13 protein-coding genes and 1 tRNA gene are annotated in these 13,895 nt (G+C 55.4%); 7 read left to right on the plus strand and 7 right to left on the minus strand.

Annotated features, from left to right (window positions below; genetic code table 11):
- The first annotated feature begins 19 nt into the window (after positions 1–19).
- Together QRN85_RS12095 and QRN85_RS12100 are read left to right on the plus strand one after the other, a co-directional pair.
- On the plus strand, positions 20–931 hold the full coding sequence (locus QRN85_RS12095) for a PhzF family phenazine biosynthesis protein (protein WP_062589912.1): 912 nt from the start codon (positions 20–22) through the stop codon (positions 929–931).
- A 405-nt stretch (positions 932–1,336) separates the two neighbouring features.
- Positions 1,337–1,585, plus strand: coding sequence for a hypothetical protein (locus QRN85_RS12100; protein WP_062589763.1), 249 nt, complete (start codon positions 1,337–1,339; stop codon positions 1,583–1,585).
- A 138-nt stretch (positions 1,586–1,723) separates the two neighbouring features.
- Here QRN85_RS12100 and QRN85_RS12105 read toward each other — a convergent pair whose 3' ends face one another.
- The 3 genes from QRN85_RS12105 to QRN85_RS12115 all read right to left on the minus strand — a co-directional run bounded on the left by QRN85_RS12105 (position 1,724) and on the right by QRN85_RS12115 (position 2,784).
- Entirely contained in the window at positions 1,724–1,909 is a 186-nt protein-coding gene (locus tag QRN85_RS12105; RefSeq protein ID WP_062589762.1) for a hypothetical protein, read from the minus strand.
- 268 nt (positions 1,910–2,177) lie between these two features.
- Positions 2,178–2,321, minus strand: a complete 144-nt coding sequence (locus QRN85_RS12110) for a DUF1127 domain-containing protein (RefSeq protein ID WP_082469785.1) — start codon at positions 2,319–2,321, stop codon at positions 2,178–2,180.
- A gap of 316 nt (positions 2,322–2,637) precedes the next feature.
- Positions 2,638–2,784 (minus strand): DUF1127 domain-containing protein, encoded by a 147-nt coding sequence (locus QRN85_RS12115; protein WP_082469784.1) that lies wholly within the window; start codon positions 2,782–2,784, stop codon positions 2,638–2,640.
- A gap of 495 nt (positions 2,785–3,279) precedes the next feature.
- Between QRN85_RS12115 and QRN85_RS12120 the strand changes: the two genes are divergently transcribed.
- From QRN85_RS12120 to QRN85_RS12130, 3 genes are all read left to right on the plus strand, one after another.
- Positions 3,280–3,364 (plus strand) — tRNA-Leu (locus tag QRN85_RS12120).
- Positions 3,365–3,554: 190 nt separating this feature from the next.
- Entirely contained in the window at positions 3,555–5,027 is a 1,473-nt protein-coding gene (gene tig / locus QRN85_RS12125; protein ID WP_062589761.1) for a trigger factor, read from the plus strand.
- Positions 5,028–5,604: 577 nt separating this feature from the next.
- Entirely contained in the window at positions 5,605–6,258 is a 654-nt protein-coding gene (locus QRN85_RS12130; protein WP_502870781.1) for a hypothetical protein, read from the plus strand.
- 14 nt (positions 6,259–6,272) lie between these two features.
- On the opposite strand, the gene sthA is transcribed toward QRN85_RS12130, so the two are convergent.
- The 3 genes from sthA to QRN85_RS12145 all read right to left on the minus strand — a co-directional run bounded on the left by sthA (position 6,273) and on the right by QRN85_RS12145 (position 10,483).
- Positions 6,273–7,688, minus strand: coding sequence for a Si-specific NAD(P)(+) transhydrogenase (gene sthA, locus QRN85_RS12135; RefSeq protein ID WP_062589759.1), 1,416 nt, complete (start codon positions 7,686–7,688; stop codon positions 6,273–6,275).
- Positions 7,689–7,936: 248 nt separating this feature from the next.
- On the minus strand, positions 7,937–8,476 hold the full coding sequence (locus tag QRN85_RS12140) for a DUF1003 domain-containing protein (protein WP_113219623.1): 540 nt from the start codon (positions 8,474–8,476) through the stop codon (positions 7,937–7,939).
- 111 nt (positions 8,477–8,587) lie between these two features.
- A complete protein-coding gene (locus QRN85_RS12145) occupies positions 8,588–10,483 on the minus strand; it encodes an LTA synthase family protein (protein ID WP_350225073.1) in 1,896 nt (631 codons plus the stop codon).
- A gap of 257 nt (positions 10,484–10,740) precedes the next feature.
- Between QRN85_RS12145 and QRN85_RS12150 the strand changes: the two genes are divergently transcribed.
- A complete protein-coding gene (locus QRN85_RS12150; protein ID WP_113093264.1) occupies positions 10,741–12,420 on the plus strand; it encodes an NAD+ synthase in 1,680 nt (559 codons plus the stop codon).
- A 40-nt stretch (positions 12,421–12,460) separates the two neighbouring features.
- Here the strand turns inward: QRN85_RS12150 and QRN85_RS12155 are convergent, their stop codons facing one another.
- Positions 12,461–12,838 (minus strand): glyoxalase superfamily protein, encoded by a 378-nt coding sequence (locus QRN85_RS12155; RefSeq protein WP_284758236.1) that lies wholly within the window; start codon positions 12,836–12,838, stop codon positions 12,461–12,463.
- 186 nt (positions 12,839–13,024) lie between these two features.
- Between QRN85_RS12155 and QRN85_RS12160 the strand changes: the two genes are divergently transcribed.
- Positions 13,025–13,852: a TolB family protein gene (locus QRN85_RS12160; protein WP_284758238.1), complete on the plus strand. Its 828-nt coding sequence runs from the start codon at positions 13,025–13,027 to the stop codon at positions 13,850–13,852.
- Positions 13,853–13,895: the final 43 nt, after the last annotated feature.

Below are 13,895 nucleotides of genomic sequence, written 5' to 3' on the forward strand. Positions count from 1 at the left end.
GGAACTGCAGGAGCGGGATGTGGCCATCAGTTACAGCATCTACGACGTTTTCACGCGGCAGAAACTGGCCGGAAATCCACTCGCTGTCATGTTTGGAGCAGAAAACCTCGATGACGCGGCGATGCAGGCCATCGCACGGGAAATGAACCTGTCGGAAACCGTCTTCGTGGGGAAATCGGACAATCCTGCCTATGCTGCATCGCTGAGAATTTTCACGCCCGCGTCTGAACTGCCCTTCGCCGGACATCCGACAGTCGGAACCGCGATTGCCATAGCAGAGGCGAATCATCCTGACGATGATGTCGATATGGTTGCTGTGCTTGAGGAGAAGGTCGGACCGGTTCGTTGCGCAATTCGCATCCGTCAGGGGGAGCCTGGCTTCGCCGAGTTCGATCTGCCACGAAAATCCTCTCGCGTTCATCTCCCACTGGACCAAGCACAGTTGGCCGATGCCATTGGTCTCGCCACATCGCAAATCGGCTTCGAGAACCACGTGTCTTCAATCTGGACAGCCGGTGTACCGTTTCTGACCATACCCGTGCATAACCTCGCTGCCATGGAAGAGGTTGATTTCGATGCCGGGCTTTGGGTCAAGTCAGCTCCTTTGGTCGAGGGCCGCCTGACATCTGCCTATCTCTATTGTCGCGGCGGTGTTCACCATGCTGCAAAATTTCATGCCCGCATGTTTTCGCCGGATATGGGAATCGCCGAAGACCCTGCTACAGGCGCTGCAGTTGCCGCTCTTTCGGGCGCCATCCACCATTTCGATGGACTGTCGGATGGTCATTATCCGCTCATGATAGAGCAGGGCGTCGAGATGGGGCGGCCTTCGCATATTCACCTGATCATGGACGTGAAAGAAAACGAAATTTCCCGCGCCAGAATTGGTGGTCACGCTGTGCGCATTGCTACCGGCACGCTCGATCTCTGATACTTCCCGGCTAAAATCTCAGCCCATATGCCCTTTACACGCATCCGTGAATGCGTGTTGAAGCTTTTCAGCTATAATTGTTAACCTTTACTAACGCGCCACAGGAACCAAAGACCTTTCCTTCCGTTTGTTCAGCATGAAGGAGAGGTGACATGAAGTCGCAAAACAGTTCAGATAACAGGCGTACGTTACAGGCAGCTAATAGCGCCGTGACCTCTACATATAAGCCGTTGATTGTTCCTCTTAGAGGTACTTACGTCGCAATGATTTTTCGGCGTTCTCTGAAAAATAGACTTGTCGCCCAAAATAGCTAGCAGCTTTGGGCAATGCCTAACCCGACCGCGTTATTTAAAATACCGCAGCAAAGTCGCAATATTTCACCAATACAAAAGATGGGAGAATGACATGAAGACAATTCTCGTAATCGCAGCCATGATCGGCTTTTCTGCCCCGGCGGCATTTGCCGATTGCATCGCTCATGAAAAGATCAACGCATCCATACCTGTGGATCGTGAATTTAAGACCGCAAGCATCACGCCTCCGACGGAACCAGCACAGAAGCCAATCATGGTTCTGCGCAAGACGGACAGATTGCCCGGCGCGACAGAAACAGCAGTTGCTTCCCCGCAGTCAGCCCTTCAGCGTATGCAATAATCCGATGCACGATACAGTTTTGAGAAATCCCGTGCGGTCACAAGCCTGCGCGGGATTTTTGTTTGCTGCCAATGCGATGTCGAAGCGCCGACATCAACCGACCTGAAGCGACCCGATGATCCAGTCGCCAACGATGTGTCAGCTATCAAGCCGCAGAGACAATTGTCTCCCACCCTTCTTCTTCAAGATATAGACTGGCTTTGCTGTCACCATTTCGGCCTGTCGCTGTAACTCGCGTCGGCGCTCCAAAGCTCTTTCACGAAGGCTGCGCGACTGCGCTACCAGCGACATTGCGTGCTCAATGGTTCTATCTGCTGCGTTCATGGCTGCAACTCCATATGTTCACTTTATGTTCTAATATGTAGGTGCATCTTGCAGATTGTCAAGCGTGGCAAGCGCGAGCAGCTTGCGTGGTCAAAAATGGCGGCTTTGGAGAGAAGTGCGGCGAGCAGGCTTTTGAAAAAGGGAGCGGGTACCGGTGAATAACCACCCGGAATCAAAAACGGCGCCAATGGCGCCGATTTCGATTACCTGTCGCTCGGTCTGTCTGCTTCCGTGGGAGGTCGGTCGGCAGGCAGACGGGATACGCTGATTAGCGGAACGAACGGGATGCAACGTTGCGAATGTCGTAGCGTGTCAGACCGATGTCGTTCAGAGCCTGGCTGGAAAGGTTGCCAAGTTCGTTCATCGTGCGGCGGTAGCTCATCCAGTTCTTAGCGATACGGATAGGGTTCATGATATTTGCCTCAATCTAGGTTCGGTTAATTTTCAAACTTTGTTGCGGAGGCTCAGTTCGCTGCGCTCTCTGCTGTTGATGTGTATATACATATGCAACGCAGTGATGTGGAGTGCAGATTTTAGGCGACTGCCATGCGTTTGTGCAATGTGTCGCATATTTTTGCATCTATTAGACGATGGTGCGTTATTTTTAGGCGGGTAAGATTGAGCGGTCGGAGGCAGATTTTTGCCAAAAAAGAAAAAGGCCCGGAGCCGAAGCTCAAGACCTTTTTTAGCTGTTCTATATGCGCCGCAGCGAGTGCTGCGAAGCGGTATTAGATGCCTACAGCTGTACGTGCAACGCGACGGATGTCGCTGCGGCCGATGCCGAGGTCGCTCAGTTCGCGGTCGCTCATGCGACCAAGTTCGTTTACGGTCTGACGATACTTGCGCCAGTTGTTCAGCGAGCGGGTGATGTTCATGATCGTTTCCTTCGTTCGTGTGTCGGCGCCGCTTGGGTCGGCCCGAACTCAATTTGCTGAACCGGAATATAATCGGTTTAGAAGAAACAAAAACAGACAATGAAGTATGCCACCTATGCACCAGACGCATTGCATATGCCCGGAACGATGCGGTTTTGTTAACAATTGCATAATTTGTCGTCATTCGAGACGTAAACTGCGCGAATGCGACGCACTCTCATGAGGCCCAGTGGGAGAGTAGTGGCTGGCAAGCTGATAGCAGCGGAGGGGTGCATACAGATGGGCGACTCGCATGGGTCGGACGGCCTAATCGGAATGCGCCGTCACCAAACTTTCCATCGTGGCTTATACATATTGCCATTTCCGCGATGAGACAGAGCAAATAGCGACGTAAAACCGTCATTTTTCCTTTGCGCTCCCGGAAACGGGTGATATAGAGACGCGCGCTCCGGAAGGCCTCATGTGCCAGATGTTGTTTATGCAGGATTCAAGAGCGCGGGTATGGCGGAATTGGTAGACGCACCAGATTTAGGTTCTGGCGACGAGAGTTGTGGGGGTTCGAGTCCCTCTACCCGCACCACATGAATCGCCGGGAAGAATGTGTGAAGTTTGCTTCGCCGCTTCTCTGGCTCAAGTGCAGTTTTTGCCCGGCAAAATGCTTGTGCATGGATTTTATATAGCCACGGCCGGTGAATTTAGGTTCCGGCGCTGTGCTCGAAAGTAAACCAACGGCTGTCTGAGCACCGCCGCCATGATGTGAAGGTATGAAAATGCAGGTTATCGAAACGCTCGCTGAAGGGCTGAAGCGCGAAATCAAGGTCGTTATTCCGGCCGCCGATATGAAGGCTCGCCTCGATGAGCGCCTGATCGACGCGAAGGACAAGGTTCGCATCAACGGCTTCCGTCCCGGCAAGGTACCGGTTGCTCATCTCAAGAAGATGTACGGCAAGTCGATCATGGCCGATCTCGTCAACGAACTCGTTCGCGACAAGCCTTCCGAAATCATTTCCGGTCGCGGCGAAAAGTCTGCAACGCAGCCGGCAATCTCCATGACCGAAGATCAGGCTGAAGCTGAAAAGATCCTGGCCGCAGAAAGCGACCTGGAATTCACGCTCGCCTACGAAGTCATTCCGGCCATCGAGCTGAAGTCGAATGAAGGCATCAAGGTTACGCGTGAAGTCGTTGAAGTCACAGAAGACGAAATCAACGAGCAGATCCTGAAGATTGCTGAAAGCGCCCGCACATACGAGACCAAGGATGGCAAGGCCGCTGAAGGCGACCGCGTCACCATGAACTACCTCGGCAAGGTCGATGGCGTTGCTTTTGAAGGTGGCGCTGCTGACGACGCAGAACTGGTCATCGGTTCCGGTCGCTTCATTCCTGGCTTCGAAGACCAGCTGGTTGGCGTAAAGGCTGGCGATGAGAAGGCGATCACCGTTACCTTCCCAACGGAATATCCGGCTGCAAACCTTGCTGGCAAGGAAGCCGTCTTCGACATCACGGTCAAGGAAGTTGCTTCTGCTGCCGCCGTTGAAATCAACGATGAACTTGCTTCCAAGCTGGGCCTTGAGTCCGCTGAGAAGTTGAAGGAAATCGTTCGCGGCCAGATCGAAAGCCAGTACAGCAACGTCACACGCCAGAAGGTCAAGCGCCAGATCCTCGACCAGCTGGACGAAGTCTACCAGTTCGAAACCCCGGTTGGTCTCGTTGATGCAGAGTTCGAAAACATCTGGCGTCAGATCAACACGGACCTTGCACAGTCCGGCAAGACCTTTGCTGACGAAGACACGACCGAAGAAGAAGCTCGCGAAGAATATCGCAAGCTTGCAGAGCGTCGCGTTCGTCTCGGCCTCGTTCTTTCCGAAATCGGCGAGAAGGCTGGCGTAGAAGTCACCGAAGAAGAAATGCAGCGCGCGCTGTTCCAGCAGCTGCAGCAGTTCCCGGGCCAGCAGAAGGAAATTCTTGATTTCTTCCGCAACACCCCAGGCGCATCTGCCTCGCTTCGCGCTCCGATCTTCGAAGAGAAGGTTATCGACAAGCTGCTCACCGAAATCTCGGTAACGGACAAGACCGTTACCAAGGAAGAGCTTCTGGCCGACGACTCTGAAGAAGGTGAAAAGGCTGAGAAGAAGCCTGCCAAGAAGAAGGCAGCCGCCAAGGCCGACGCCGCTGAAGGCGAAGAAGCCGCTCCTAAGAAGAAGGCTCCTGCAAAGAAGAAGGCCGCCGAAGGCGACGCTGAATAAGCTTCTTCTGCAAAAGATTTTGAAGGGCCGTGGCGAAAGCTGCGGCCTTTTGCTTTTCAGCGACCGTGTGGCTCGGGCCAAGCCATTTCACCGTTGCTGGAAAGCTTGGCCGCAGGGAGCGGGGCCACCGCCATTGCAAGAACCGGCTGAGGTGGTGAAGCTATGCCATTTCGGGTCTGCATCGTAGCACCACGATCACAATGCAGCGCACAATGACTTTTTGCTGCATCTGCTCTTGTTCATCTCCCGTTCATCTGGCAGACTCTTCTCATTGATTTGCACGAGACGCTCGTCGCAAATCCGTCGCGAAACATCGCGGCCCGGCATCAAGCCCCAGTTTCAACTCTCCATTTGGCGCTATCGACAGCATCGTTGCGCCGGATGATTTTCATCGCGCCGGTGCAGCCATCGAAGATGTGCTCACTTGGAAATGGCTCTCAAACAGCCATTGGGCGTGATCTGCCAACTCAAAGCAATCGAGCCGGAAAGACCGATTGCCACAAGCCTTCGTCAAGCACCGTTTTGCCTCCCAGGGGCGGTGCAGCGACAGGCCTGAGGAACAGAGATGATGTGTAAAATGCGTCGTGGCCTGCACGCTGCTGTCGTCAGCGCCATAGTTTTATTCTTGTCAGCGGGTGGCGTTCATGCCCAGGAACGCGGCCTTATCTGGTCTCCTGCAAAGAACTCCGATCAGTCCTATTCCGCCCGAATCGGTGCGAAACTACCCGTTGAAACCCCGATCCGTGCCGGTCTTGAAATGGGCATGGTCGGCTCAGAGGGCGGGGCACTGGTAGACACGCCGGTCAAATTCTGGGGCAACATCACGCTGTTATCTTCCAACCTGCCGGGAGCGAAGATCGCCAGCGATGTTGCCGTCTTGATGAATGCATTGACGGGCTCAAGTGCCTGGACAGTGACGACGTCGCAGAAGCGCATCGCCACTGCGGATCTCGATCTCGAGGCAAACAGGAATATGACGATTCGCTACGATGGCACCGCACAGCAATGGAGCGGGCTGGATGTGTCGCAATCACTCCGGTTGACGCGTTCGCAGACAGGAACTGCCTTCGTTCTAACGGGTGCCACCCGTGATACCTTTGATGAGTTCGAGTCGAGTGTGGCGGTAGAGCAGAAGTTCGGCAAGAACTTCACCGTCACGGGGCAGATTAACCAGAATGATGAGGATCGCTTTCGCCCCTCGGTGAACGCGCGCTACAGCATTCGTTGGTAGCGCGCGCCGTCACGTCAGACCGTCGCGTTTTCGTTCTTGATGTCGCCCATCCGGTTCCAGGCGTCCAGACCGGCAATCTTGTATGCCTCGGCAAGCGTCGGATAGTTGAAGGTGTTTTCAACGAAATATTCGACAGTGCCTTTGAGGTTGAGCACAGCCTGACCGATATGGACAAGTTCGGTCGCCCCTTCACCCACGATGTGGACACCGAGCAGGCGGCGCGTTTTCAGCGAGAAGATCAGCTTCAGCAGGCCGGTATCCAGACCCATGATGTGACCGCGAGATGTTTCGCGGAAACGGGCAATCCCGCATTCATAGGCAATGCCTCGTTCCTTCATTTCCTCTTCGGTAAGACCGCAAGTGGAAATTTCCGGCACTGCATATATGCCGTAAGGAAAATACTTCTGGGGTTCCATGGCAATGGCGCCTACAGCGACACGAGCGGCGATTCGCCCCTGTTCCATGGAGGTGGAGGCGAGGCTTGGAAAGCCGATGACATCGCCCGCGGCATAGATGCCAGGTACGGATGTCTCAAAGGTTTCCGGGTTCACGGAAAGGCGGCCACGGCTGTCTGCCTCAAGGCCCGCAGCGGCGAGGTTCAAACTGTCGGTCGCTCCCATGCGGCCAGCTGCAAACAGCACCATTTCTGTTGTCAGCGTGCGCCCGCTATCCAGCGTTACGGCAACCTTGCCTTCCGGGGTGCGCTCCACCTTGTCGGCCTTTTGCCCAAGAAGCAGCTTCATGTTTCTGTCGCGCAGCTGGTAGGTGAAGTCCTCGACGATTTCCTTGTCGATGAAATCCAGCATGGTCGGCTTGGGATCGATCAGCGTAACAGCTGTGTCCAGCGCGCTGAAGATGGTCGCATATTCAATGCCGATAACGCCTGCGCCGATGACCACCATTGAGCGTGGCAGCTTTTCCATCTCCAGCAGTTCATCGCTGTCGATGACCGTCTTTCCATCGAAGGGCATGTAGTCTGGCCGGAAGGGGCGGGTGCCGACGGCCAGCAGAATGCTTTTGCCTTTGACTGCAACGACTTCGCCATCGTCCTTGGTGATCTCCATGGTGTCGGATGTCAGAAACGTCGCCTTGCCGCGCAAATGGGTTACGCGGTTACGGGCGAACTGATGTTCCAGAACATCGACTTCGTGATCCAGCGTAATCAGCAGGCGGCGACGAAGGTCTTCCGCGCTGATTTCCTGTTTGACGCGGTAGGACCGGCCGTAAAAACCGCGCTCGCGCCAGCCGGAAAGATTGAGTGCGGTTTCGCGCATCGTCTTGGATGGGATCGTTCCGGTATGAACGGACACGCCGCCAACGCGGCGACCCTTTTCGATAACCAGAACAGTCTTGTCCAGCTTCGCGGCCTGAATGGCGGCGCGCCTGCCAGCAGGACCGCTACCGACAACAATGAGATCGTACTGGTTCATGAAGAAGCCTCGGAACAGAATTTGCGGTTACTGGACACGGATGTTCCAGTGCGGAGGCGTCGCTGCTCGGAAAAGCGTGATGCCATTCTGATACGGAAGTGATTCCCGTGTCGCTGCACCAAGAGTGCAATGCAACAAATGCCCGCGTCAATGTGTAGCGGAAGAATCTGACGGATTCGTAACCAGCGCAAAAAAAGACGCAAATTGACCTGACATGACTAAACGGGACACCCGTTTCTTCATCGAAATCAGGGGCGTTCGCCTTCGTTTTCGCGGCGGTGGTGAAGTTTGGCAATCTCCTGCCGCAGGGCTGCGAGCTCGGCCAGAACTTTCACATCGATCTTTTCATGAAGGGAAAGGACTTCCAGTTCTGCTTTCAAATTCACTTCGTAGTCCTTGGCCGCCTCAAAACGGTCTCGCACAGCCTGCCGGTTTTGCGACATCATGATGATAGGTGCCTGAACCGCTGCCAGCATGGAGAGAATGAGATTGAGGAAAATGAAGGGGTAGGGATCGAACGCGCGGGTTGTGAGGACGATGGTGTTGACCACGGCCCATACCGCCAGAAAGACGAGGAAGCTTATGATGAAGCCCCATGAGCCGCCAATCCGCGCAATACTGTCGGCCAGTCTTTCTCCAAAAGTCGATTCCTTCGAAAACTCAGCATTCGTATCCGTTGAGATAAGCTTCTTCTGGTGAGCTATATCAACAATGCGCTTCTCCACCTCGCCAATGTCCCGGGAGGAACGCTTGAAATGCGAGGTGATATAATCCGGAATAGCTGCCATTCTGGTCTCCAGCCTTACATGAACCGCCGGGAGCCAAAGTCCGGCGCGGATCAAGAGATAAGCTGGCACGAGTGTCGAATTCAAATGAATTCGGCGGTGTTCAGGATGCCGTCAGCCAGAGGGATTGCCACTGTTCAACCAGTTGAAGCCCGGGAAAAACCGCTCCTTCGCAAACTGCTTGCCAAACATCATGTCGAACTGCAATTGGCGATATTCAGATATCGGAGCGGGTATCTCGCTTGGCCCTGTCAACCAGTCGGGCAACGCAGAGCCGTCTCTTTCCATCAGCATATGCCGATCAATCACGGAGTATGATGCCTGCACCTTGCCGAGAACGCCCGTGTAAAAGGGATCGCCAAGGCCCGCCGTCTTCAAGATGTGGTAGGGCAGCAAGGCCGGGCTGACGGTACCAATGCGGTTATGAAGTCCTGTTCTGGATGACCAGACCACGAGTGGTGTCTCGTGCTCCTTTTTCATCGTGTCCAGCGGCGCGCGGCGGGTCGCCACCATCTCCGGCATATAGCCGCTTTCCACATAGACGTGTCCGAGCGGCGGGAGGTGGTCTCCAAACAGAACGACAATGGTGTCGCGTTCACGGTTCTTTGCCCAGTCGATCAGCCTTGCGAAACTGGCGTCCGCCTCTGCCACGCCCTGAGCATAGGTCGCAAGCGATACGGCTGCACCATTAGAGAGAGCTCCCGTCACGCCAACGGATCTATCAGCATATCGGTCAGCCTCGTAGGGGCCGTGTCCCTGAAGGGTGACAGCGAATAGAAACAGAGGATTGTCCGCTGCCTCCACCGTCTGAATGATTTCCGTTGTGAGGGCCGCGTCTGAAGCAAAAATCCCGCGCTTTTCCATTGCTGGCAGCGTTTCTTCCGAACGGAATTCCTCGAAGCCAAGCGATTTGTAGACTTCGGCGCGGTTCCAGAACCAGGATTGGAACGGGTGTAGCGCAATCGAGGAATAGCCCTCGCTGCGAAAGAAGGTCGCGAGGGAAGGCACGTTTCGGCGAATATATTGCTGGTAGGGAATGCTGCCATAGGGCAGGAAGGCATTCGAGAAACCGGTCAGCGCCTCAAACTCGACATTGGCAGTCATGCCGCCGAATTCGGGCGAGAAAACATGGCCGGATTGTCTGGAGCGTATCGAAGGCATCGGATCTCTGGACAGAGCCACATCAGGAACCCGGGTAGGGTCCCAGAGCGACTCACTCATGATCATGATGACATCCGGCCGCGTGCTGTGGTTCACGGCAAAGGCAGAGCCATCTGAGGGGATGTCTGCGATTGTGTTTTCACCATAGCCTGCGGGTGCGGAGACATTCGCCATGGGAATGTTGAATGTGAAGGCAAGCAGGAAGCCGTTATGCCGGTAATTCTCCTTCTGATCCCACATCATGGGAAGGATGTTGAGCCGGTCACGCACCCAGGAATAGTGCGAATATTCCATCAGCGAACCAAGCCCCGCCAGCAGGGGAAGCGCGAGCACCAGCCGAAGGAAGCGTGCTTTTACCGCCATCGCCGGGGTATACATGCGAATAAAGCGCCAGATCATCACACCGGATGCAACGGCCAGAACAAGGCCTGCCGCGAGTGCGACCGCGGTAACGGGCTGGGCTTTCAGCATGGCTGGCAAAAGCTGTAGGATTTGCCGCCCGAACAACAGATCGGAGGGGTAGAGCGGATCTGAAAGATAAAGCTGCTTTTGATGCGACATGAAGGCCGTGACCAGCAGAACCGGCGCGGCCACCAGTAGCGATTGATAGTGTCTGCCGAACAGCGCATCGAGTGCCGTGAGGCAAAGCATGACCGCGACCAGAGTTGTGAAACCGGGGCGCGCTGGTGAAAACAGGAACGTGCCGATGTCATGCAGCGAGCCTCGCGCAATCCACTCCATGCAGACAATCAGCAGCAGGGCAGCAAGCGCGAGATTCAGAACCGGATAGAGATCGCCAACAACTCTGTCCGGGTTGCGGGTCAAAGGTTTTGAAAGGACGAGCTTCATCCTTTCGGCAACCGCTCTGGGCACCGAATTCCTCAATTTTCAACTCCGGCAGTATGTCTGCGCCCGTGAATCAGGCGTCATGAAAGTGTCATGTAACTGTCACATAAGCGGGGTGAATGCGACATGAACTATGCGGAATCCACAGGTGCCCGGAATAACCTTTGCGTGAGGCGCATTGCCAATGTCTGGTCGCCGTTTTTTAAGCCAGTTGAACAGCTTGCGTTGCGCACCGGACGGGAGCGCGGTAAATGAGAGTCATGAGCCAAGTACACACCAATCCCAATGTTCTGCGAATTGCCGTCGGGCAGTTCAACCCAACCGTCGGCGATGTCGCGGGTAACCTTGCCAAGGCACGTGAAGCGCGTGCCGATGCGGCTGCCCAGGGCGCGGACCTGCTGCTCCTCACCGAGCTTTTCATCTCCGGCTATCCGCCGGAAGATCTTGTCTTGAAGCCATCCTTCCTCAAGGCCTGCCTGAAGGCGGTGGAGGAACTGGCGGCTGAAACGGCAGATGGCGGTCCGGGTGTCATCATTGGCTTCCCGCGTCAGGGCGAAACGGGACGGCACAATTCCGTCGCGCTGCTGGATGGCGGCAAGATCGTTGCGCTGCGTGACAAGGTAGATTTGCCGAATTACGGCGAGTTTGATGAGAAGCGCGTCTTTGCCGAAGGCTCGATTTCCGGCCCCTATAATTTCCGGGGCGTGCGTATCGGCATTCCCATCTGTGAGGAAATCTGGAACGATTTCGGCGTCTGCGAAACACTGGCCGAAAGCGGTGCGGAAATTCTGCTGGTGCCGAATGGCTCGCCCTATTACCGCGGCAAGGTGGATGTGCGGCATCAGGTGGCGCTGCGACAGGTCATTGAGAGCGGCCTGCCGCTCGTCTTCGCCAATCAGGTTGGCGGACAGGATGAGCTTGTTTTCGATGGCGCAAGCTTTGCTTTCAACGCCGACAAGACGCTGGCCTTCCAGATGAGCCAGTTCGAAAGCACCCTTGCGGTGATGGACTGGAAACGCACGGAAAAAGGCTGGCATTGCAGCGAAGGACCCTTCTCCCAGATACCCGAAGGTGAGGAGGCGGATTACCGCGCCTGTATGCTGGGCTTCCGCGATTATGTAAACAAGAATGGCTTCAAGAGCGTCGTGCTGGGCCTTTCCGGCGGCATCGATTCGGCCATCTGCGCCGCCATTGCGGTCGATGCGCTGGGTGAGGAGCGGGTGCGCTGCATCATGCTGCCGTACCGCTACACATCAGACGAATCGCTGAAAGATGCGGCGGAATGCGCCAAGGCACTCGGTTGCCGTTATGACATCGTGCCGATCGCCGAGCCGGTCGATGGCTTCATGACGGCGTTGACGGAGCTTTTCGAAGGTACCGAAGAGGGCATTACCGAAGAAAACCTGCAAAGCCGCGCCCGTGGCACCATTCTCATGGCTATCTCCAACAAGTTTGGCTCCATGGTGGTCACAACCGGCAACAAGTCCGAGATGTCAGTGGGGTATGCCACGCTGTACGGCGATATGAATGGTGGCTTCAACCCCATCAAGGACCTTTACAAGATGCAGGTCTACGGCATCTCCAAATGGCGTAACAGCCATGTGCCGCCGGGCGCGCTCGGTCCTTCCGGTGAGGTCATTCCCGCCAACATCATCTCGAAGGCCCCCTCTGCAGAGCTTAGACCCAACCAGACCGACCAGGATTCCCTGCCGCCTTATCCCGTTCTCGACGATATTCTCGAGTGCCTTGTTGAACTGGAAATGTCGGTGGAGGAGATTGTGGCGCGCGGACATGATGTCGCGACCGTGCATCGCATCGAGCACCTGCTATATCTGGCCGAATACAAACGCCGCCAGTCTGCGCCGGGTGTGAAGATCACCAAGAAGAATTTCGGTCGCGACCGCCGCTATCCGATTACCAATCGCTTCCGGGACCGGTAGCGAATTGAGCGGCGCGTCATGAACCGCGCCGCTCCTCTGCCTAGATGACTTGCGCCACATCGATCCGGTTTCCGTCCGGATCCTCGAAAACGAATGCCCGCAAGCCGTAGTCCTTTGTTTCCAGTCTTTTGATGATCCGTAATCCGTAGTCACTGCAAAGGCGGTGGATTGCATCTACGTCGCCTACCAGCATGTGCGCGACGTTGAACGGCGCAGATTTGTGAGCTGGCTGCAATGTCAGATGCAACTCGGCGTCATCTCGCTTCAAGATCATGAAGCCGACGGGATTTCCGTTCTCGAACGTCTTTTGGAAGCCGAGTATGTTGGCGTAGAAATCGTGAGCTTTCTGGATATCCTTGACAGGAAGCATTGGCGCCACTCGGCCAAAGCGGATGGGTTGATCAGCGATGGTCGTCATCGCGGAACCTCAATATTGGGAAAAACCGGCTCAGAGAATGCGGGCGGTGCCGCAACGCTGCCGTCTTCCGTTTTTAAATTTACAGGACGGTGCCTGCGGCAATAGAGTCATATCCATCATCCTGGCTGATGCAAACAGGTTATCGACTTTTGCCCGTCCAGGATCCGTAATCTAGTGGGAGTCACGATGCGCAGTTCCGTCGAAATCTTCAACATCCGCACCCGGCAGAACCGGGTCATCTGGCAGACGTCGGAACTGTTCGAGGCACCGAACTGGTCGCCGGACGGGTCTTACCTGCTGCTCAACAGCAATGGTTTGCTTTATCGGTTGTCACTCGGTGGTGAAGCAGTGCTGACGCCTGTCGACACGGGCTTCGCCAGAGAGTGTAACAACGACCACGGCATTTCTCCGGACGGTTCGCTCTATGCCATCTCCGACAAGGTCGAGTTTGGCAAGAGCGCGATTTATCTCGTGCCATCACAGGGCGGTACGCCTCGATTGATGACCCACAATCTGCCGTCCTACTGGCATGGCTGGTCACCAGATGGCCGGAACTTCGCCTATTGCGGCATCCGAGATCAGGTATTCGATATCTACTCGATGGATGTCGAGCATGGCGTTGAAACCCGTCTGACCCATGGAGAAGGCCGCAATGACGGGCCGGATTACTCGGCGGATGGGCAGTGGATTTACTTCAACTCCAGCCGCACCGGCCTGATGCAGATATGGCGCGTGAAGGTGGACGGATCGGTTGTCGAGCGCATCACGGACAGTCAGTACGGAGACTGGTTTCCGCATCCGTCACCCAGCGGTGACAAGGTCGTCTTCGTTTCCTACGATGCCGATGTCTTTGATCATCCGCGCGACCTCAACGTCCGTGTTCGCATGATGGACCCAGACGGGGCAAATGTAGAAACACTGTTTGAGCTGTTTGGCGGGCAGGGCACGATGAACTCGCCCAACTGGTTACCTGATGGTGACGAGTTTGCCTATGTCAGGTATTTCGCCGTCTGAAACGGCCATTTACTGTCACGTGGGTCATCCGGAGAAAAGGAAA

This window comes from Agrobacterium sp. fls2-241-TYG-188a, from assembly GCF_030209845.1.

Bases quoted from the DNA above. Each gene is read 5' to 3' on its own strand.
- QRN85_RS12100 (WP_062589763.1), top strand. From the start codon at position 1,337: ATGAAGACAATTCTCGTAATCGCAGCCATGATCGGCTTTTCTGCCCCG.
- QRN85_RS12105 (WP_062589762.1), bottom strand. From the start codon at position 1,909: ATGAACGCAGCAGATAGAACCATTGAGCACGCAATGTCGCTGGTAGCG.
- QRN85_RS12110 (WP_082469785.1), bottom strand. From the start codon at position 2,321: ATGAACCCTATCCGTATCGCTAAGAACTGGATGAGCTACCGCCGCACG.
- QRN85_RS12115 (WP_082469784.1), bottom strand. From the start codon at position 2,784: ATGAACATCACCCGCTCGCTGAACAACTGGCGCAAGTATCGTCAGACC.
- tig (WP_062589761.1), top strand. From the start codon at position 3,555: ATGCAGGTTATCGAAACGCTCGCTGAAGGGCTGAAGCGCGAAATCAAG.
- QRN85_RS12130 (WP_502870781.1), top strand. From the start codon at position 5,605: ATGCGTCGTGGCCTGCACGCTGCTGTCGTCAGCGCCATAGTTTTATTC.
- sthA (WP_062589759.1), bottom strand. From the start codon at position 7,688: ATGAACCAGTACGATCTCATTGTTGTCGGTAGCGGTCCTGCTGGCAGG.
- QRN85_RS12140 (WP_113219623.1), bottom strand. From the start codon at position 8,476: ATGGCAGCTATTCCGGATTATATCACCTCGCATTTCAAGCGTTCCTCC.
- QRN85_RS12145 (WP_350225073.1), bottom strand. From the start codon at position 10,483: ATGAAGCTCGTCCTTTCAAAACCTTTGACCCGCAACCCGGACAGAGTT.
- QRN85_RS12150 (WP_113093264.1), top strand. From the start codon at position 10,741: ATGAGCCAAGTACACACCAATCCCAATGTTCTGCGAATTGCCGTCGGG.
- QRN85_RS12155 (WP_284758236.1), bottom strand. From the start codon at position 12,838: ATGACGACCATCGCTGATCAACCCATCCGCTTTGGCCGAGTGGCGCCA.
- QRN85_RS12160 (WP_284758238.1), top strand. From the start codon at position 13,025: ATGCGCAGTTCCGTCGAAATCTTCAACATCCGCACCCGGCAGAACCGG.